The sequence below is a fragment of the Imperialibacter sp. genome, assembly GCF_048007035.1.
Lineage (GTDB): Bacteria > Bacteroidota > Bacteroidia > Cytophagales > Cyclobacteriaceae > Imperialibacter.
The window spans coordinates 6,742,052-6,761,826 of the sequence record NZ_CP180355.1 but is presented as its reverse complement, the minus strand read 5'-3'; the positions used below and the strand labels follow the sequence as shown (position 1 = coordinate 6,761,826).

At 46.1% G+C, this 19,775-nt stretch carries 19 protein-coding genes; 14 read left to right on the top strand and 5 right to left on the bottom strand.

Annotation, left to right across the window (positions count from 1 at the left end; all coding sequences use genetic code 11):
* Positions 1–203: 203 nt before the first annotated feature.
* Positions 204–917 (top strand): CRISPR-associated endoribonuclease Cas6, encoded by a 714-nt coding sequence (locus ACMVP2_RS28565; RefSeq protein ID WP_339790728.1) that lies wholly within the window; start codon positions 204–206, stop codon positions 915–917.
* Here ACMVP2_RS28565 and ACMVP2_RS28560 read toward each other — a convergent pair whose 3' ends face one another.
* Positions 918–2,228 (bottom strand): DUF5103 domain-containing protein, encoded by a 1,311-nt coding sequence (locus ACMVP2_RS28560; RefSeq protein ID WP_416866145.1) that lies wholly within the window; start codon positions 2,226–2,228, stop codon positions 918–920. It abuts the gene before it with no gap.
* Between the two features lie 112 nt (positions 2,229–2,340).
* Between ACMVP2_RS28560 and ACMVP2_RS28555 the strand changes: the two genes are divergently transcribed.
* From ACMVP2_RS28555 to ACMVP2_RS28540, 4 genes are all read left to right on the top strand, one after another.
* Positions 2,341–2,892, top strand: coding sequence for an RNA polymerase sigma factor (locus ACMVP2_RS28555; RefSeq protein WP_339790723.1), 552 nt, complete (start codon positions 2,341–2,343; stop codon positions 2,890–2,892).
* Positions 2,876–4,312, top strand: coding sequence for a hypothetical protein (locus ACMVP2_RS28550; RefSeq protein WP_416866144.1), 1,437 nt, complete (start codon positions 2,876–2,878; stop codon positions 4,310–4,312). Before ACMVP2_RS28555 ends, ACMVP2_RS28550 begins: the two co-directional genes overlap by 17 nt.
* 177 nt (positions 4,313–4,489) lie before the next feature.
* A complete protein-coding gene (locus tag ACMVP2_RS28545; protein ID WP_416866143.1) occupies positions 4,490–5,839 on the top strand; it encodes an LVIVD repeat-containing protein in 1,350 nt (449 codons plus the stop codon).
* An 8-nt stretch (positions 5,840–5,847) separates the two neighbouring features.
* Positions 5,848–6,621, top strand: coding sequence for a hypothetical protein (locus ACMVP2_RS28540; RefSeq protein ID WP_416866142.1), 774 nt, complete (start codon positions 5,848–5,850; stop codon positions 6,619–6,621).
* A 4-nt stretch (positions 6,622–6,625) separates the two neighbouring features.
* On the opposite strand, the gene ACMVP2_RS28535 is transcribed toward ACMVP2_RS28540, so the two are convergent.
* Positions 6,626–7,210 carry a toxin-antitoxin system YwqK family antitoxin gene (locus tag ACMVP2_RS28535; RefSeq protein WP_416866141.1) on the bottom strand — a complete coding sequence of 195 codons (585 nt, stop codon included), beginning with the start codon at positions 7,208–7,210 and terminating at the stop codon, positions 6,626–6,628.
* A 146-nt stretch (positions 7,211–7,356) separates the two neighbouring features.
* Between ACMVP2_RS28535 and ACMVP2_RS28530 the strand changes: the two genes are divergently transcribed.
* The gene (locus ACMVP2_RS28530; RefSeq protein ID WP_416866140.1) at positions 7,357–8,157 is read left to right on the top strand and encodes an ion transporter; all 801 of its coding nucleotides are present in this window, start codon (positions 7,357–7,359) and stop codon (positions 8,155–8,157) included.
* A 1-nt stretch (position 8,158) separates the two neighbouring features.
* Here the strand turns inward: ACMVP2_RS28530 and ACMVP2_RS28525 are convergent, their stop codons facing one another.
* Positions 8,159–10,096, bottom strand: coding sequence for an ABC-F family ATP-binding cassette domain-containing protein (locus ACMVP2_RS28525; RefSeq protein ID WP_416866139.1), 1,938 nt, complete (start codon positions 10,094–10,096; stop codon positions 8,159–8,161).
* A gap of 125 nt (positions 10,097–10,221) precedes the next feature.
* Between ACMVP2_RS28525 and ACMVP2_RS28520 the strand changes: the two genes are divergently transcribed.
* The 4 genes from ACMVP2_RS28520 to ACMVP2_RS28505 all read left to right on the top strand — a co-directional run bounded on the left by ACMVP2_RS28520 (position 10,222) and on the right by ACMVP2_RS28505 (position 14,366).
* A complete protein-coding gene (locus tag ACMVP2_RS28520) occupies positions 10,222–11,397 on the top strand; it encodes a PQQ-dependent sugar dehydrogenase (RefSeq protein WP_416866138.1) in 1,176 nt (391 codons plus the stop codon).
* A 163-nt stretch (positions 11,398–11,560) separates the two neighbouring features.
* Positions 11,561–12,040, top strand: a complete 480-nt coding sequence (locus ACMVP2_RS28515) for a deoxycytidylate deaminase (protein WP_416866137.1) — start codon at positions 11,561–11,563, stop codon at positions 12,038–12,040.
* 395 nt (positions 12,041–12,435) lie between these two features.
* Positions 12,436–13,455: an agmatine deiminase family protein gene (locus tag ACMVP2_RS28510; protein WP_416866136.1), complete on the top strand. Its 1,020-nt coding sequence runs from the start codon at positions 12,436–12,438 to the stop codon at positions 13,453–13,455.
* 20 nt (positions 13,456–13,475) lie between these two features.
* Entirely contained in the window at positions 13,476–14,366 is an 891-nt protein-coding gene (locus ACMVP2_RS28505; protein ID WP_416866135.1) for a carbon-nitrogen hydrolase, read from the top strand.
* A gap of 15 nt (positions 14,367–14,381) precedes the next feature.
* Here the strand turns inward: ACMVP2_RS28505 and ACMVP2_RS28500 are convergent, their stop codons facing one another.
* Entirely contained in the window at positions 14,382–14,579 is a 198-nt protein-coding gene (locus ACMVP2_RS28500) for a hypothetical protein (protein WP_416866134.1), read from the bottom strand.
* Between the two features lie 108 nt (positions 14,580–14,687).
* On the opposite strand from ACMVP2_RS28500, the gene ACMVP2_RS28495 reads away from it, so the two are divergent.
* On the top strand, positions 14,688–16,310 hold the full coding sequence (locus ACMVP2_RS28495; protein ID WP_416864706.1) for an IS1634 family transposase: 1,623 nt from the start codon (positions 14,688–14,690) through the stop codon (positions 16,308–16,310).
* A 92-nt stretch (positions 16,311–16,402) separates the two neighbouring features.
* On the top strand, positions 16,403–16,543 hold the full coding sequence (locus ACMVP2_RS28490) for a hypothetical protein (RefSeq protein ID WP_416866133.1): 141 nt from the start codon (positions 16,403–16,405) through the stop codon (positions 16,541–16,543).
* 15 nt (positions 16,544–16,558) lie between these two features.
* Here the strand turns inward: ACMVP2_RS28490 and murB are convergent, their stop codons facing one another.
* Positions 16,559–17,575 carry a UDP-N-acetylmuramate dehydrogenase gene (murB, locus tag ACMVP2_RS28485; protein WP_416866132.1) on the bottom strand — a complete coding sequence of 339 codons (1,017 nt, stop codon included), beginning with the start codon at positions 17,573–17,575 and terminating at the stop codon, positions 16,559–16,561.
* A gap of 194 nt (positions 17,576–17,769) precedes the next feature.
* Here murB and ACMVP2_RS28480 point away from each other — a divergent pair, with 194 nt between their 5' ends.
* Positions 17,770–18,465 (top strand): RNA polymerase sigma factor, encoded by a 696-nt coding sequence (locus ACMVP2_RS28480; protein WP_416866131.1) that lies wholly within the window; start codon positions 17,770–17,772, stop codon positions 18,463–18,465.
* A gap of 190 nt (positions 18,466–18,655) precedes the next feature.
* On the top strand, positions 18,656–19,690 hold the full coding sequence (locus ACMVP2_RS28475) for a FecR family protein (RefSeq protein WP_416866130.1): 1,035 nt from the start codon (positions 18,656–18,658) through the stop codon (positions 19,688–19,690).
* Positions 19,691–19,775: the final 85 nt, after the last annotated feature.

Genomic DNA, 19,775 nt, shown 5'->3' with positions numbered 1-19,775 from the left:
ATTCCCGAGGATGAACAATTTTTTAATTTTATTGTTTTTCTCATGAACATTTTAAGTACTAGGAAAATAGAGCTTGATTGTTCAGGCTTATTTTCTATATAATTTTTACGCTATTGAGGGTACGTATCGTTTTTCAAGTAAAAAATAAGGGAGGGTTTGTTCCTTTCCATCACCAGTATCTTTTAGCTCAGCTTATTAAGGGAATGCTCGTAAAAGGAGGTCATAAGGAGTTCATCGACTACCCGTTTTACAATTTTAGCGGCCTTAAAGGACAAACAAAGATAAGCAGGCAAGGTTTGCATTTTTACAGCCGGAGAGTTACGCTTGTTGTAGCAAGCAATAACAAGGATTTTATCGACTATTTCCTCAGGGTGTTGTTTACCTTTCCCAAGGTAGACATTGGCAACTTAATGCTAGCGCCCGAGGCAGTGGAGCTGGAGGATCACCCGGAAATAACTGATGCCTCAAGGTATATTTGCATTTCACCTATCGTAGTGCTTCAGCCTTCTTTGTACGATGCAGAAGCTAAGAAGTTCATTTCCCCAGAAACAGATGCATTCTCTGATCTCCTTTTTGAATCAACCATTCAAAGGATGGAGCAAGCCGGAGAAGATCCTCAGAAAATTGACGGTATTGGTAAGTTTCAGTTGGTTCCTGATGAGGACTATTTAAATAAAATCAGGGAAAGCCAAAAGAAGTTTGCCAGGATATACCCGCTATATGATCAAGACTTGAAATACGAAATAAGGGGCTATACTTTTCCTTTTGTTCTTTATGCACCTAAGGTGGTTCAGGAGTTTATTTTCACCTGTGGGTTGGGGCAGTTTTGCCACAAGGGCTTCGGCATGCTTGACATCGCCAATGCCGATCCAAGCAAGAGAGCGGTTACATACGAATTCGCTGAAACTACTACCTGATCAGTTTTTTGGGCCGTTGTGAATGATGCTCTGGTAGCCGACAAGTCGATCTACAAATGACCCGGGAGTTTTAAAGTAAACGAACACTTCATATTCATTTTCAGCCTGGAAGTTGTACCCTTCAAACAAGTAGGGATCAACGCCGTTCCCTTTTGCCCAATACATATAATTGTAGAATCCCTGCTTTAACAATAAGGATGCGGTATACATGCCCGAGAGGTCATCGTAGACCAACCTGTTCTGAGGGGTTTTCTGCCAGTCGTTAAAACCACCGATTACGTACACATCGGTTGCTTCAACTTTCTCCGTTTCCAGGAAAAACATCACCTTCACGTAGTCGGTCTGTAAATCACTGGTGTTAGGCTCGGTGGAACCGATGAAAAAGTTGCCGTCAAGGTCCTGCATTCTGCTGTAGGGCTCGCTGAACCGGGAGGCGTCTTTTAAAAGCAGGGCCCTTATTTCATTTTGGCTTTTTTCTATTTTGCCCACATTGCGACCGTTGTAGCTTAGCGAGCGGATGTCGAAGAACCTGAATTCCCTTGTCGATTTGAAATTGTTCTGGAGCGTGAAATTTCTGTACTCCATGTATCTCTGATCTTCCCTCACCAGCGTGGGTTTCAGGTTGAGAATGGCGTTGTCCCACCTTCTGTTTTGGCGCACCATTACCTTAAAGTCGTTGTACGCATTGGTAGAAGTGAGTCCACCATAGCTAACAGAGAACTCGACCTGATGATTTTCCTCCCTTTCGGCTACACTGGATGAAATCCGAACCTCCATTTGGATATCGGCCCCTTCCTCAAATACCATAAACCGCCTGCTTAGCACAATATCTGCTTTGTTTGTCCCCCGATATACCACCACTACATAGTTCCCGGATTTTTTCACTTTGGGGAGGTCAAGCGAGTATTGTGTGTAGGGAACAATCGTGCTTTGGGAGTACTGGTAGTTGTTGACAGGGTAGGAGTTGTATTCATTCAGAAACTCCATGTCGGTCAGGGCTGAGCGCTCCCAATTAAAATTGCAATGAACGATGTAGGCGTTGTATTGCTGGAAGTCACTTAGAATTTCATCAAATTTGAGTGTGAGAGGTGCAGTTTGGTTGATATGCACAATGGGAGGCTGCATAGTGTCTTCGGCTTTTCCGGAATTTGGAAAAAGGCGAACCAACCTGATGTTATCTTCGTATGATCTGTCGCTGAGCTCTAATACAGCGTCCGAAGTGCTGGTATTGGCGACTTGCTCGAGGGGAAGGCAGCCAGTGAAAAATAAGCAGGAAATGACTAGGAGTAAGAAGTAGTTGAGATGTTTCATCGATAGCTAAACGAACGGCAACTAAATTCATTTTCTACAAATCTGCATAATTCCAACCATTTTTTCAGACCGAGTGTCATAAAAGTCAAAACCTAAACCGAGAACTCGCAGAATGCCTACTGATGAAGAGTTGATAGAGGGATGTGCCAAAGAGGACAGACACATGCAATATCAGCTATACCAAAAGTATAGTGGGCAGATGTATGCCATTTGTTTGAGGTACTGCAAAATGCAGCAGGAAGCTGAAGATGTTTTGCAGGAAGGGTTTGTGAAGGTATTCAACCACATCAAAACATTCCGTAAGGAGTCATCGCTATTTTATTGGATCAAGCGGATCGTGATTAACACTGCGCTCAATCATCAGCGCAACAAGCTTTATATGTATCCGATGGTAGATGTGGCTGAGTTACGGCAACCGTCGGCGAATCACGACATGCTTGCGGGACTTCAGCTGGAAGATTTAATGGGAATGATTCAGGATCTTCCGTCGGGGTGCCAGACAATATTTAACCTGTATGCTATTGAAGGGTATAAACATCATGAAATAGCAGAGCTCCTTGGTGTTACCGAGGGAACCTCCAAGTCGCAGTATGCCAGAGCAAAGCAGCTGCTACAGGAGAAACTTGAGAAATTAGAAAGTACAAATTATGGAAGCCGCAGATAACAACGAATTTTTCGAAAGCCAGTGGCGACAGGCTTTTGACGGAGCCAGCGTGCCACCGTCTCCTATGGTGTGGGAGAGAGTGGAAGCAAGGCTTGCCACCCAAAAAGAAGGAAAGTACAGGAAGGCCATCTTTTACTACAGATGGGCAGCTGCCGCCATGACAACCGTCGCCGTTGGTTTGGGTGTGGCACTTTTGCTCAATGGAACCTCGTCACTTGTAGAGAATGAGATTGCTGGCAATACCAAAGAGAACGTCGTCAATTCTCAGGCAGCACAAAACCCTGAACTTAGGGATATGAAGATGGAAAATGAAGTGGCTTCTACAACCTCCACACTTACCGAAGATGATAAGCCTGAGTTTTATCAAAAAGATACAAAGCCCTTTTTGGCGGTAGCTACAATTGGTAATAGTGGTAGTGAAGCTATCAGGCAGGTGGCAACTCCGATAGACGAGACTTCAACCTCTGAAGAAAATATGTTTGATGTGGCTATCCCTTCTGTTACCGGCATTTTCAGTTCCGAAAGGCTGGCCAGTAACTTATCGAAACTGGAAGTGAATCACTTATATGGTGTGGTACGTCCCATGCAGCGAAAAAAGAAGGAATTGGGAGATCAGCCTTTGTTGGCTGGCCTTGGAGTTGGTAGTGGTACTTTTAATCCTAATTATGGTTTCCGGTCTGGAGGCAACTTGTTTGCTTCTGCCAGCACCGACGAAGCCTCTCTTGTAGCAGAAAACAGTGGAGAGCTAAAGACAAATGATTTTAACGCCGCCAATGGGCTGGTTGGAGCTGCTTCTTCCAGAACATACAATGAGTCGAACGCACAGGGCGGAACTTTCTCATTTGGAGCAAGCATTGGTAAACGCATTTTCAGGAAGATTCTGGTGCACACGGGGCTTCAATATGGAAGGTACAATAGCAACGGAAGTACCAACCTGGTGTTGAACGACGAATCGAACGATAAACGTTATGCGCTGAATCAGGTAAGTTTATTGAGTGATGACATTCTGAATGTGTTTTCATCCTCACAATACTCCTACGATGGGGAAAGAACGAAAATCACCAATACGTATGAGTTCATTTCTGTGCCGGTAAAGGTCGGTGTGATTCTGTTGGACAGGCGGGCCGGGATCGTTTTGAACACCGGTGTTTCCAATGAGTTTTTGCTCGGGAGTGTGATAAAAGGAAGAGACCTTGAGGATGTGAGAACAAAATCTGGAGACCGATCGCCTTACAGGAGCGTGTATTTGAATGGGACTCTTGGTTTGGAGGTTAATTACGCCATCAACAGCCACTATAAAGTCGTTGTGGAGCCGTATTACCGCCAGGCGATTACAAGCCTGACGAAGAACACTGATGGCTATGCGAGTGCGCCAAGGCTATGGGGAGTGCAGGCAGGCGTTCGGTATGAGCTGAGATAGTTTTCCAACCAATCGGCATACAGCGGTGTCCTTTTATCATACCTATTTTTTAGTATATGAAATAGCCATAGCGAATTCCATTGCCAACGGACATGAAAAAATTCATCGAACATGAGATTTTCATTCTCAAAGGGTTTGGGCTATTCCATCTGGCCGCTTAATAAAAATTATATTCAGATGAATGCAGAATTTCACCCCCACGAAGTTAAAGACATTTTCAGAATCACGGTTGTGTCAATTGTGATATTGATTGTCATCGGTTTTCTGTCGACTGGTTGCACCGATACTTGTGAAGTAGACAGGTCGTATACCTATTTCAAGCCGGTATACACCACAACGGAAGAAATTAGAAGCGCAGTAGCTTTTGGCACTCCTCAATCTGTTAACCAGCCAGGAAAGATCTACTTCAAGGATGGCATCCTTTTTATCAACGAAGTAGGTGAGGGCATTCACATTATTGACAACACGAACCCATCTTCGCCCCGTCAGCTGTCTTTTGTTACCATACCGGGTAACTTTGATATGGCCGCCAAAGGAAATTACCTGTATGCTGACAGCTACATCGACTTACTGGTGTTTGACATCTCGAATGTGAATGATGTCAAAATGGTGAAGAGGGTAGAAGGTGCTTTTCAGGCATTTGGTAACCTTCCATTCAATTTTGACTCCTGGCAAGGGGTTATTACTTCATATGAAGAGGCTACAATCGAAGAGGTCACAGAAATGGATTGCGCTTCGAATAGTGGAGGCGATATATTCTTTTATGCAGAAGCTGCCGATGCCTCTTTTGTGAAGTTTAATTCATCTGGCGGGGCTACTTTGATGGCCAACTCCACAAGCAATGCCCCGGCTACCACTGCTGCCGGGGTAGGTGGATCAATGGCCAGGTTTGCCATTTATGAAGACTTCCTTTACACTATCGACGCCAGTTCGTTGTATCTATTCGACATCACGCAGCTTGATGACCCACGGTCGGGTGCCAGAGTAGACATTGGCTGGGGAATAGAGACACTGTTTCCCTATGAAGATAAGCTGTTTATAGGCGCCAATAACGGTATGCACATTTACGACAATGCCAACCCGGAAGCACCGGAGCACCTTTCAACGTACCAGCACATTCAAAGCTGCGACCCTGTGGTTGTTGAAGGCGACTACGCCTATGTGACGCTAAGGTCAGGCAACGCCTGTCAGGGTTTCACCAATCAGCTGGAAATTGTCGATATATCTGATCTAAGAAATCCAAAGGCGTTTCAGACCTACCCTATGCAAAATCCACATGGACTGGGAGTAGACGGAAAATGCCTGTTTATCTGCGAAGGGGAGTTTGGGCTCAAGCTTTTTGATAAAACAGACCTGACCAGCATAGATGACCATTTGGTGGCCAACTATACCAATGTGCATGCTTTTGACGTCATTCCACTCAATGGCGTACTGATGATGATCGGAGAAGACGGCCTGTACCAATATGAGTATGACTGTGAAGGAAAGCTTGAGCTGTTGAGCACAATACCTGTGTTAGCTTTGTAGCCTGACCGATGAGTAATCAAACTGCTAAAAATATCATTTTCAACCGGAAGGGATGGCTCCTGTGGGGCTGTCTCTTTTATTTTTTTGTGCCTGCGCAGCTTATGGCACAGATGCAGGTAAAGGACAAGGCCAGAATAGAAAAAATAGGCGTTGTGCGGGGCAAAGTGCTTGAATACAATGCCGCAGGGGACTTTGTTTTTCTCCGAACAACGGGAGACACCCTCATAGTGGATGCCGACAGGGTGATGAACACGAAAATCATCCATTCCCTCAAAATGCCGGTAAAAGGAATGTTTTGGCATTCAGCTGAGTTCGGCCTCGATTTTGGAAAGTCTAATCAATGGAATCCCGTTTCTCCATACTTGTACCTTGAGACAAACCATGCCTACGTAGTCAATAGGTTCTTGCAACCGGGCATTGGTGTTGGCTATCAACAGGCAGGTGATTTCAGGATCATGCCCATGTTTTTAAGCCTAACAGGTGACCTTTATCGAAGCCGGGTAACTCCCTTTTACTTCTCAAACGTGGGCTATGGCCTGGGCTGGGCAAGGTCGAACGACTGGGGAAATTACGACAAAGTAAGAGGTGGCTTTTTGTGGCATATCGGCGGTGGTTTGAAAATCGCCGGTCGGAACAATGCCGTGTATATAAAGTCCGGCTACAAGATCCAAAATATTTATTCGGAGAGCAGTATCCCCAATTGGTGGGGAACAACCGGCGGTTTCGAAAATATAGCCAGAACCATCCGAAGAGTATACTTCGGAGTTTCAATGGCTTTCTAGGGTCTCATTCGTCTTTGATCCATTCCCCGTTTCTGTACAGGTATTCGATTGTTACCTCGCCGTCGGTATTGTACCATTTCGCAATGCCTTCCCTCACGCCATTCTCATAAGGGCTCTCCTCCATCAGATTACCATTGTCGTGATAGAGCCTTAGCATGCCATTCAGCTTACCGAACTGATAGGCACGTTCTTCCTTTATGTTTTTTCTGTTGTATTTAACATAGGTGCCATGCAGCTGCCCATCGAAAAAATAGGCCTTTTCAGTCACCTGCCCATTTTCATCTACAATCACCTGCGGGCCCTGCTTTTTGCCTTTTACATAGCTGGTAACCATTTTCACCACGCCCGTCGGATAGTATTCTGTCCAGCTCCCTTCCTTTTGCCCATTCAGGTAGTCGCCCTCCGCTATTATCTTATCATTGATGTCGAGCACATGTATTTTCACAAGAGATTCATCGCCAGGGTAGGGCGTTCGTACTGCGCTGGGGGGCAGGTCAGCAAATGCGGGGCCGTCGCTCACTGTTTGGGATTGCGAACAACCAAGAAAAAGTCCTGCAAGAAAGATGGAATTGATAATAGTTGCCTTCATTTTTGATCAGATTTTTTCAGATCGAAAAATAAAAAGAAGTTCCCTTTAACAAAACATGTATTTTACAAGAAATCCGTTCATGATTCAGTTTTTGAAACTACTTTTGCATCCGCTTAGTGCATGTTGAATATTAAAGAGTTTGCAGCGTGGAAAAAGTAAAGAGGATTCTTGAAAGCGATCGTTTTCAGTATTTCATCATAGGACTTATCGTACTGAATTCAATCACCATTGGGCTTGAAACATCTCCCGCCATAATGGCCTTCACAGGAGATTGGCTTTACCTGCTCGATGAGGTTATTTTAGGAATTTTTGTTGTCGAGCTATTGGTAAAGCTGCTGGTTTACCGGGCCAAATTCTTTGGCGAATCGTGGAATATCTTTGATCTTTCCATCGTGCTGCTTGCGTTGATCCCATCAGCCGGTAATTTGTCTATTCTCCGTACGCTCAGGATACTCCGCACACTCAGATTGCTGAAGAATGTGCCAAAGCTGAGGATCATTATCGAGGCCCTTCTTAAATCAATTCCCAGCATTGGCTGGATAGGTGTGCTGGTAATGATCATCTTTTACATTTTCGCTGTTATTGGCACCAGCCTTTATGGAGAGCAGTTTCCACAGTGGTTTGGTAACCTTGGAGCCTCCATGTTTACACTGTTTCAGATAATGACACTGGAGAGCTGGGCCTCGGGCATAGCCAGGCCTGTAATGCAAGAAATTCCTCATGCCTGGCTCTTTTTCGTTCCGTTCATACTTCTTGCCACGTATACTACGCTCAATATTTTTATCGCTATTGTGGTAAACACGATGAATGAACTCCATCAATACGACATCGATGAAGAGGAGAGACGACTTAAGGACTTTGTGCATGAAGAAAATGTGGAGCTTCAGCACCTTCTTGAAGAGCTAAAAGCACAGGTGGCAAGAATTGAGAAAAAAGTGAAGGGTTGACTCAGGCCAATTGCTTCTCCAGTTCTTCAATTTTTATTCCGGTTTCCTCCCATTGGTCATTTAGCCTTTCAAGTTCCGCTTTGATCAGTTGGTATTTCTCATTGCTTTGCGCCAGAGCATCGGGCGACTCGAATACCTCGGGCGAGGCAAGCTCTTTTTCTGCTTCTTCGATCTTTACCTCAGTCTCCAGAATTTCGTTTTCTATTCCATCCAGTTTTTTGCGCAAGGCTTTTAGCTCTTTCTGAGCCTCCATCGATAAGTTATTTGTCTGGCTTGGGGCTGGCTTTGGCTTAGCCTTGGGTTCCTCTTTTTTCACCTGGGGCTGCATGGTGGGGGCTGCTGCCGCTTGCTTTTCTTTCCACCACATGTACTCCTCGTAGGTGCCCGGGTACTCCTTTATTTCGTTGTTTTCAATGTACCAGATTTTGTTGGCGATTTCCGTTACAAAGTAGCGGTCGTGAGATACGACAATAAACGTTCCCTCATACTGCTGCAGGGCCTGGATGAGGATATTGACCGACTGAATGTCGAGGTGGTTGGTAGGCTCATCAAGCAGTAAGAAGTTGGCCTCAGAAATCAACGTTTTGGCCAGCGCCACTCTCGACTTTTCGCCTCCGGAAAGCACCTTTATTTTTTTAAAAACGTCCTCGTCGGAAAACAGAAAACAACCCAGCACACTTCGCAGTTGCATCTCCGTTTTGTCTGTTCCTGAAGCTTTCATTTCTTCGAGGATCTCGTACTCGATGTTCAAGGCCTCCAGCTGGTGCTGGGCGTAGAACGACTTGATAACGTTGTAGCCTTCCTCCCTCTTGCCATTCACCTTGTCGGTGCCTGCGATGATGCGCAGCAAAGTCGACTTTCCTTTTCCGTTGGCTCCAATCAAAGCGATTTTGTCACCTCGCTCTATATGAGCATTCGTATTTTTGAGAATGACAAGATCGCCGTAACTCTTCGATACATCGGTGAGTTGAATGACATGGCGCCCGCTGGGTTTGTTGAAGTTGAACCTGAAGTTGACTTTGGCGTTTTCATCCAGCACATCGTCTATCTTATCCATTCTGTCCAGGGCCTTCACACGGCTTTGCACCTGGCGGGCTTTGGTAGCCTTGGCTTTGAATCGTTCAATGAACTTTTCGGTCTGTTTTATCTTTTGCTGCTGGTTTTCGAAGGCGTTCTTTTGAATCTCATTTCTCAGCTCTTTCTCCTGTAGGTAAAAATCGTAGTTACCGGCGTAAAGGTTGAGTTTGCCATTGCTTACCTCCACGATGGTGTTTACCGTGTTGTTGATGAAATGCCTGTCGTGAGACACCACTATCACCGCACCTTCGTACGTTTTGAGGTAGCTTTCCACCCATTGAATCGACGGAAGGTCGAGGTGGTTGGTAGGTTCATCGAGCATGAGGAGGGAAGGCTTTTCAAGCAGCAGCTTTGCCAGCATCACCCGCATTCTCCAGCCACCGGAGAACTCCTTCAGCGGTCTGGTAAGGTCTTTAGTGCTAAAGCCAATACCCTCCAATATCTCTTCAGCCTTTGATTGAATAGCGTAGCCGTCCAGCGCCTCGAACCTTTCCTGGAGTTTGGTAAGCTTCGTTACCAGGTCATCGCTATAATTGGCCTCCATTTCAGCCAGCACCTTGTCGATTTTGTGGTGAATGTCAACAGCTTCTGCGAAAGCTTTCATGGCCACATCCAAAATGGGTTCGGCAGATTGGTAGGAGAGGAGGTCCTGGTTAAGAAAACCAATGGTGCAGTCCTTACTTTGGCTGATGTCCCCACCGTCGATTGTAAGGTCACCAACAATCATTTTAAGCAGCGTGGACTTACCTGTGCCGTTAAGACCGATGAGTCCTATTTTGTCCTTGGGTTTTATATGCAGATTGGCCCCTTCGTACAGCACTCTTGAGCCAATATTGTAATTCAAATTATTGATTGAGATCATTCGGCAAATTTAGAGCCCTTACGACGAATAACGAAAGTTTTGGTCAAGACCTTTTGTCAATTTTCAGGTTATTTCTCAACCAAATTGGCTAACTATGTGTTCAGATTGAAAAAATAACTCTAATCATGATATTGAAACCAATTCGACTAGCTTTTTACCTTGTAGTAGGTGTGTTGTCAGTTGCAATTTCTTCTTGCGGTGAGTCAAACAAGGAGGCCGCCACAGCAGAGGAGGTCATTGATACTGCAACCACTAATGATGGCGACAGCCTTAGTAAGATTAATCTGCCTGCAGGCTTTGAGATCTCTATTTATGCAAGTGGGATAGACCACGCCAGATCCATGACGATAAGCCCCAGCGGAACAATATACGTGGGCAATAGAGGAGGAGACAAAATCTACGCTATTCAGGATACCGACAAGGACGGCAAAGCAGACAAGACAATTGTTGTGGCCTCAGGCCTGAAAACGCCCAATGGAGTGGCTTTCAAAGATGGCGATTTGTATGTTGGTGAAATCAGCCGGCTTCTGAAATACCCAAATGTGGAGGCCAACCTTGAAGCTGTTGGTGAGCCGGTTGTTGTTTATGACGACTACCCAACCGACGAGCATCATGGCTGGAAGTATATAGCCTTTGGCCCTGATGGTAAACTATATGTGCCAGTTGGTGCTCCATGCAATATCTGCGAAAGTGAGAACGAAATTTATGCGACCATCACCAGAATGAATCCTGATGGAACAGGTCGTGAGATTTTTGCCAGAGGGGTGAGAAACACGGTGGGCATGACCTGGGATGCTGAAGGCAATCTGTGGTTCACCGACAACGGTAGGGACATGCTGGGAGACGATATGCCCGATTGTGAACTGAACAAAGCCACAAAGGCGGGTATGCACTTTGGCTATCCTTACTGCCACAGCGGCGATATTTCTGATCCGGAGTTCGGTTCAAAATTTCCTTGCTCTGACTTTATTGCTCCGGCACAAAAGCTTGGTGCTCACGTAGCGCCACTTGGGCTGAGGTTTTACAGTGGCGATATGTTCCCGGCAGAATACAAGGGCAGCATATTCATTGCACAGCACGGTTCATGGAACAGGAGTAAGAAATCCGGGTACAGGATAGGGCTGGTGAAAGTGGAAAATGGTAAGGCTGTTAACTACTCGACTTTTGCAGATGGATGGCTTGATGAAGCAGAACAGGAAGCCTGGGGACGCCCTGTAGATGTGCAGGTAATGCCTGATGGCTCACTGCTTATTTCTGACGACAAGGCTGGAGTGATTTACAGAGTTACCTACAAGGCCTAAACGGGAAAAGGGTTAAAATGAAAAGGAGGTACTTAGTACCTCCTTTCACCACCTAACCTAAACCAAAAGATTTGACCTTACAGAAATGTAAGGTGTTCAATCAGTGTTAATTAAACCAAATTCCTCCAGTAAAAGTTCAAAACCTGGAAAGCACCTCATCCTGATGGAGAAACCCGCATTTGACGACATTTATATGGAGCTGGCAGTGAACCTTGCCAAGCGGTCTCACTGTATCAAGCGGCATGTGGGGGCCGTGCTTACCAAAGAGACACGGATCATTTCGATAGGTTACAATGGCCCGCCCGGCACACACAACTGCGACCTTGAATGGCCTGAGGTAGGCTGCCCTCGTGATTCGAAAGGTGGATGCTCATTGGCAATACACGCTGAGCAGAATGCCATCCTCTACGCCGTTAAGAATAAGGCAACGGTTGACGGTGCCACCATTTACGTCACGCTATCCCCATGTCTTTCCTGCGCCAGGATTATCTACACCATGGGCATTTCTAAAGTGATTTACCTCAAGTCGTACGCCGAACACAAGGGTATTCCCAACGACGAAGGGATAGACTTCCTCAGAAAGTTTGGTGTGGAAGCGGTGAAGTACGAAGGCACGCTGACCAACGTCACGCACATGATTTAGTGGAAATCCCAAGGCTCAAATCTCAAAAGGTAAATAAGCCCCAAAATCCAATAACGAAATCATAGCACATAGTTGCTTCCTAGGCAAACTAGTCAGGCATTTCGTCTGGGATTTCAGCTCTTCATTTAGTGCTGATTTGGATCAATCTGTATTTCTGGGGATTGAATGTTTCGTTTGTGGTCAAATAAAAAAGCAAAACTGGTTCAATGCGTCTCGCCCGGCCGGGATAGGCTTGGACCTTTTGCTTTTTTATGACCACTTGGGATATTGGGTTTAAAGGGTAATGCCCCAGATTTCCGGCTTGATCCGCTCATTTGAGATTTGGTGCTTGCTATTTGTTATTTGAGTCCCCTAGTTTCTTCTTCATTTAATTTCCAGAAATCTATATTTGCACCATGATAAACAGACGCCTTCCTGCAGAATGGGAACCCCAAAGTGCAGTGCAGTTGACATGGCCACATGACGAGAGCGATTGGGCTGACGACATGGATATTGTGGTGCCATGTTTTGTTGCCATCGCCAGAGAGATATTGAAAAGACAAAAGCTGGTGGTAGTATGCAAAGACAGCGAGGCTGTGCGAAAGCAGATCGGCTCGGCGTCAGCGAATCTGACCCTGGTGGAACTGCCGACCAACGATACTTGGGCCAGAGACCATGGCGCTATCAGCATTGAAGAGGATGGAAAGCCGGTCTTGCTGGATTTTGTTTTCAATGGTTGGGGGTTGAAGTTTGCTGCCGACAAGGACAACCTGATTTCCGGGCGACTTCACGAAAGAGGAATCTTTGGAAAAGTGCCCATGCGGCATGCGGGTTTGGCTTTCGAAGGAGGCTCTTTTGAATCTGATGGAGAAGGGACGCTGCTCACAACCACCGAATGTCTGCTTTCTCCAAATAGAAATCCGCACCTATCGAAGCAGGAAGTGGAAGACAAATTGAAAGAGTTGTTTGGAGTTAAAAAAGTACTTTGGCTGAATAACGGGTACCTGGCAGGCGACGATACCGACTCACATATTGACACGCTGGCGAGGCTCGTGCCTGACAATAAAATACTGTATGTGAAATGCGACGATACCGCCGATGAGCACTACCAGGCGTTGAAGAAAATGGAGGGAGAGTTACAAAACCTGACCAATTCGAATGGAATGGCTTATGAGCTGATACCACTGCCGATGGTCGACGTGGCATTTGACGATGAAGGCAACAGACTGCCTGCTACGTACGCTAACTACCTGATCATCAATGGGGCCGTTTTGGTTCCGTTTTACCAGTCGCCTAAAGATCAGAAGGCAGCGGCCATCATTCAAAGGGCCTTTCCTCAACACGAAATTGTGGGGATCGATTGCAGGCCTTTGATCCTCCAGCATGGCTCCTTACATTGTGTAACCATGCAATACCCTGTGGGTGTAGTTGTATAAATTTCAAAACCAGAAAAACCATGGCAGAGAAAATACTGAAAGTTGGTTATGTGCAGCAGTCTTGCTCCGAAGTGAGAAAAGACAATGTGGCTAAGAGCATTGCCGGCATAAAGGAATGTGCCAGAAGAGGGGCGGAATTGGTGGTGCTGCAAGAGTTGCACACCGGCGTGTACTTTTGCCAGGCGGAGGATGTCAACCGGTTCGACATGGCCGAAAGTATTCCGGGCCCCTCCACTCAGGAGTTTGGAGCCATTGCCAAGGAGCTGGGCATTGTGCTAGTGACTTCGCTATTTGAAAAAAGGGCCCCAGGCCTGTATCACAACACTGCCGTGGTGCTGGAAAAAGACGGTACCATTGCCGGTACCTACCGCAAAATGCATATTCCCGACGACCCGGGGTACTACGAAAAGTTTTATTTCACACCAGGTGACATGGGCTTCAATCCAGTGGAGACCTCTGTTGGAAAGCTTGGTGTGCTGGTGTGCTGGGATCAGTGGTACCCGGAAGGGGCAAGACTGATGGCCATGGCGGGAGCTGACCTGCTGATCTATCCTACAGCCATCGGCTGGGATCCGCACGACACCAAGGCAGAACAAAAACGGCAGCAGGATGCATGGATCATTTCTCAGAGAGGCCATGCTGTGGCCAATGGTTTACCGGTAGTGAGTGTGAACAGGGTGGGGTTTGAGCCCGACTTTAGCGGAGTAGGGAATGGCAGCCGCTTCTGGGGACACAGCTTTGTGGCCGGCCCTCAGGGTGAGTTTTTGTATGTGAGCCCATCGGATCTGGCGGAAAACGTGGTGCTGGATGTTGACCTGGGCAGGGCTGAAGACGTCCGCCGGATTTGGCCATTCTTCAGAGACAGACGAATTGATGCTTACGGAGATATTGTGAAGAGATGGGGTAAATAGTGCCCTATCTGTCCCTTAAACAATATTTACTTCCGCCGACAGCTCAATACCAAATCGCTTCTTTACGGAAGCCTGGATTTCCTGCGCCAACTGCCAGATATCGCCCCCTTTGCCGCCTCCATAGTTAACCAGCACCAGGGCCTGGTTTTTATGCACACCAATTTTCCCAATAGTTTTCCTGAGTTTGACACGCTGAAATTGAAAAAGTGCCATTGCGCTGTGTATGGGCACTTTTTAGACTACTTTTCAGAAATTTGTATATCGAAAACTCGCTTGATTTTCTTTCAGATAGTGGCTTGATTTGCCTCAAACAGATTTTGAGTGCCTAGTATCATTATCGACAAGAAGCCATCAGGTGATTATATCCGCATCGTTGAGTCTTATCGTGACCAGGATGGCAAGCCACGCACCAAAACGCTTTACAGCCTGGGGCGGGTAGACAGTTTTTCGCCCGAGTCTCTGAAACGAATGGGCCAGCGGCTCTATGAATTAGGTGGTGGAAATCTGAAGGATTTACTCGGTGAGCAGGTCAGCGAAGAAGGCAGATATAACTACGGCTTTCTGTTGGTTTACCGTAAAATACTCCACTATTACGGCCTTGATCGCATATTTCAGCGGATCACCAAAAAGAAAAAGCTGACCTTCTCTCTTACTGAAGTAGTTTTACTACTGCTCATTGAGCGCCTCAATGATCCTTGTAGCAAGCGGGGTAGCTTTTTCCACCAGGAAGAATACCTGGGACTGGCTCAGGTGTCCTTGCAACACCTCTACAGGAGTCTGGACTACCTGGCTGACCATAGCCAACTGATCCAGCAAACCATTTTCCAAACTGGTAGAGACCTGTTCAACCAGAAATTAGATGTGGTGTTCTATGACGTGACCACCTTCTATTTTGAATCAGAAATAGAACAGGAAGGAGCATTGCGTCAGAAAGGCTTTAGCAAAGATGGCAAAATAGGAAGCACACAAGTGGTTTTTGCCATGCTCATTGACAGATACAAGCAACCCATCGGTTACAAACTCTATAGCGGAGACCTGTGGGAAGGATACACCTACACAGAAATGGTGGAAAGCCTCAAGAAAGAATACCAGATCGAAAACATCGTCTTGGTAGCCGACCGAGGCATGCTCAATACTGACAACCTGCAAGTCACTGTTGACAAAGGCTATGAGTTCATCATGGGAGAGCGGCTCAAGGTACTCCCCAAACCCATCCAGGCCCGGTTGATCGATCTGGATAACTATCACCATCAATGGATGAGTTCTTCAGTAGGTTCGGAGCGTGAGCCGGTCAAAGTTCGCTACACTGTCCTGGAATACAATGAGCGAAAGATCATAGCTACCTACAGCGAAAAGCGAGCTGAAAAAGATCGACAAGAAAGAGAAGAAAAGCTTCGTAAGGCTGAATTGTTGCTCAAAAACCCAACGCAACTCAAAAAGAAGGCCCATCACTACTACCTCAAAAATACCGAAGGGGAAAAGTATGTGGTTGATACTGAAAAAATCAAAAGAAGCGAAAAGTATGACGGCTTCCTTGCCATCGCCTACCACGCCAAAGGACTCTCCCATGAACAGGTGCTGGATCACTACCACCATCTATACCAGATAGAGCATAGCTTCCGTACCTTCAAAGGCTATCTGGAAACCCGCCCGATGTTCCACTGGACCAATAAGCGTATCCAGGGTCACATTTGCCTGTGCTATATCGCCTATAGCATGCTAAACCATTTACAACTTCGGCTAACCAAACAAGGCACCCCACTTACAGAGCAAACCATCCGAACCCACTTGTCCAAAATGCAAGTCAGTCTTGTCAAACAAGCCGATCAATACTTCTACCTGCGCTCCAAGACCTCTGAAATCTCACAGCAATTACTACAAGCAGTGGCTGAAAAGAACCTGCCTGACCTTTTTTCTAAGGATCAGATAATCAAATACTTATAAAATCTTGTATATCGAAAGCAATTTTTTAATTACTTATATATCAGTTACTTAACTCAAAATCGTGTCAAACTCAGGAGGGTGAGTTTTTGTATGTGAGCCCATCGGATCTGGCGGAAAACGTGGTGCTGGATGTTGACCTGGGCAGGGCTGAAGACGTCCGCCGGATTTGGCCATTCTTCAGAGACAGACGAATTGATGCTTACGGAGATATTGTGAAGAGATGGGGTAAATAGTGCCCTATCTGTCCCTTAAACAATATTTACTTCCGCCGACAGCTCAATACCAAATCGCTTCTTTACGGAAGCCTGGATTTCCTGCGCCAACTGCCAGATATCGCCCCCTTTGCCGCCTCCATAGTTAACCAGCACCAGGGCCTGGTTTTTATGCACACCAATTTTCCCAATAGTTTTCCCTTTCCAGCCGTCTTTCTCTATCAGCCATCCGGCAGGCACCTTCACTGATCCGTTTTCCTGAGGATAGCCTGGAATCTCTGGATAGTCGCTTTTGAGTGCCTCATAAGCCTTACTTGCAATGCTTGGGTTCTTGAAAAAGCTGCCTGCATTGCCAATTTCTTCAGGATTTGGAAGCTTCGATTGGCGGATGTGAATGACCGCTTTGCTCACATCGGCTATAGTGGGCTGTTCGATATTCCAGCTTGCCAGCGTCTCATTAATGGCACCGTAAGTGGTGTTGACTTTAGCCTCTTTTTGAAGCACAAAAGTGACTGATGTAATGATGAACTTGTCCTTTAGCACCTTTTTGAAAACGCTTTCCCGGTAGCCAAACTCACATTCATTGTTATTGAACGTTCTGGTTTTGCCAGATTCAACCTCCAAAGCTTCGAGGCTATGAAATACATCTTTGATCTCCACGCCATAAGCCCCGATGTTTTGCATGGGCGCCGCACCTACCGTCCCCGGGATCAGCGATAGATTTTCGATGCCTCCCCAGCCCTTCGCCACGCAATGCATGACCAACTCATGCCACACCACGCCAGCTCCTACTTTAATGACGACCTCATCCTGACTTTCTTCTTGAACGTGAACCCCTGGCAACGAAAGTTTTACCACCAGACCATCAAAATCTTTCGTGAACAGAACGTTGCTGCCGCCACCAAGAATTAGATGAGAATTACTTTTAAAGATGTCTGAACTGATAATTTCCTTTAGCTCGTTAACCGATTTGGCCTCGGTGAAGTATTTGGCTTTTACATCCAGATGAAACGTATGATAGGGATGCAGGCTCTTGTTTTCGTTGATTTTCATAGAGAACCTAAAATTAGAAAAGCTTATGCTTTATCATTGTTTTTCGGTGCTTTAAGTTTTTGCAGCCACATCTGTCCACAATAGCTTCGCTGGTATATTCTTTTCGGCGGTAAAGCCTTTCTGACTTTCAGGTGCCTGTTTTCGGGATCATCAGCAAATTGAAGATTTCATTTTTTTTCACCAGATTTAGAGCCATGTCTTCAATACCTACACAGGACAATACTTTGAAATCACATTTTCTCAACCCCTCTGGCACCGCCGACTTGCGAGCAAAAGAGAGGGTGGGTAGTATTGACGAAGGTGCTTTGTGGGAGGACTTCAAGAGGGGGAGCGAGATGGCATTGTCTCAAATTTACTCCCTGTATTCGAAAGACATTTACAACTATGGATGTCAGTTTACCAAAAACCACGAGTTGGTAAGGGACAGTATCCAGGATCTTTTTATCGAGTTGATCAAAAGCAGAGCCAGCCTGGGCTCAACTACCTCGGTCAAATTTTATCTGTATAAGTCTTTGCGCCGGAAGCTGGTGCGAGCGCTCAAAAAGCAAAGCAAGTTGTTTGTTACTGATGACATTCAGGAACAGGGATCATTTGCTGTTAGCATCTCACCTGAGCTCCTGCTTCTAAAGACCCAGCTGGACGAAAATCAGCGAATGCTTCTGGAAAAATCGATTAATGCGCTCACTGTTTCTCAGCGTGAAGCCATCTTGCTGTATTTTTATGAAGGGCTCAGCTATGCCGAAATAAGTGACCTGATGGAGATCGGTAAAGTGAAGTCAGCGAGAGCACTGCTCTACAGGGCTATTTCTGCCATGACAGAATTTCTAACCCCCTACAAATCCGATTTGCTACCACTCCTGCTGTTTTACCTCGGCCTTTTCAAGGGGTAGGATTTTGCAATTTTGGCAAATAAATCCACCATTCTTTGCTGTTTTATCGAATGATTTCTGATTTTACTATCTTTCAGTGTAAATATTCAAAAATGCTATGGTCATTTTGAGCGTGCTTGCCTTTATATAACTGTAACCAGGGTTATCAAAGCGGGCTTACCAGTAAGGCTCGGGCACTTATCGGCATTCAATGAACTATAGCGAATACACCGTCGAACAATTTTTACAAGACCAGTACTTTACGAACTGGGTCTTGAGACCATCGAGAGAATCCGATAAGTTTTGGCAGGATTGGATCAGGCAGAACCAGAAAAAACTACCTGAGATTGAGCTTGCGAGAGAAATCATACTCTCAACCACCTACAAGAACAAGCATCTTCTTTCTGAAGAAGACAGCTCCAGCATTTTGGAGAACATCATGCGGGCGCAGGCTGACCTGGGCAACGACCAGACCGGAACCAGGTTTGCCTGGGGACAATTGCTCCGGGTGGCTGCCGTTGTCGCAATTGTAGCCTCCGTGGCCATTTACTTTGTGGTGCCCCGAGAAAAGGAGCCCGAGGTTGTACAAGTGGCCCCTTCTACTGTTATCAAGACTGCCGAGCTTGGCCAGAAGCGAACCGTCGGTTTGCCCGATGGCACTATCGTAAAGCTCAATGCAGGAAGCAGTCTTTCGTACCTCCAGCCATTTGAGGGCAAGGAGAGAAAGGTAGTGTTGGAAGGAGAAGCTTTTTTTGAAGTGACCAAAGACGAAAACCGCCCCTTTGTTATCGAAGCTGGCGGACTGACCACCACAGTGTTGGGAACCTCTTTCAATATTTCTTCTTACGATGAAGCAGGGTCGGTAAAAGTATCTGTGCTTTCAGGAGTGGTGGAGGTAAAGAGCCGCAGAGGGCAAAAGGAAGTGCTGTATCCTGACATGATGGGAGTGTTGTACAAAGACACCGAGAACCTTAACAAAACCACTTTTAATGAAAAGGAGGAGTTCGGCTGGAAGGATGGCATTATCTATTTTAAAAATAACCCACTGAAAGAAGTATTCAAGCGGCTCGAGAAGTGGTACGGCGTAAGCATCAAGCTTGATTCTGATAAAATATTGCAGGGGACCTACACCGGCGAATTCAAAAATGCCTCCCTGGAAAAAGTACTGGAGGGTATCTGTTATACCTCTCAGCTCACCTACTCAGTAGACAACGAAGAAATTACCATTAAACTACAAACCAATTAACTATGAAACACGAAATGACCTACTCCCCCTAAAAGAGAGAGCCGGAAGTAAACTCCCGGCCCCCATTCCTTAATCAATTCATTCC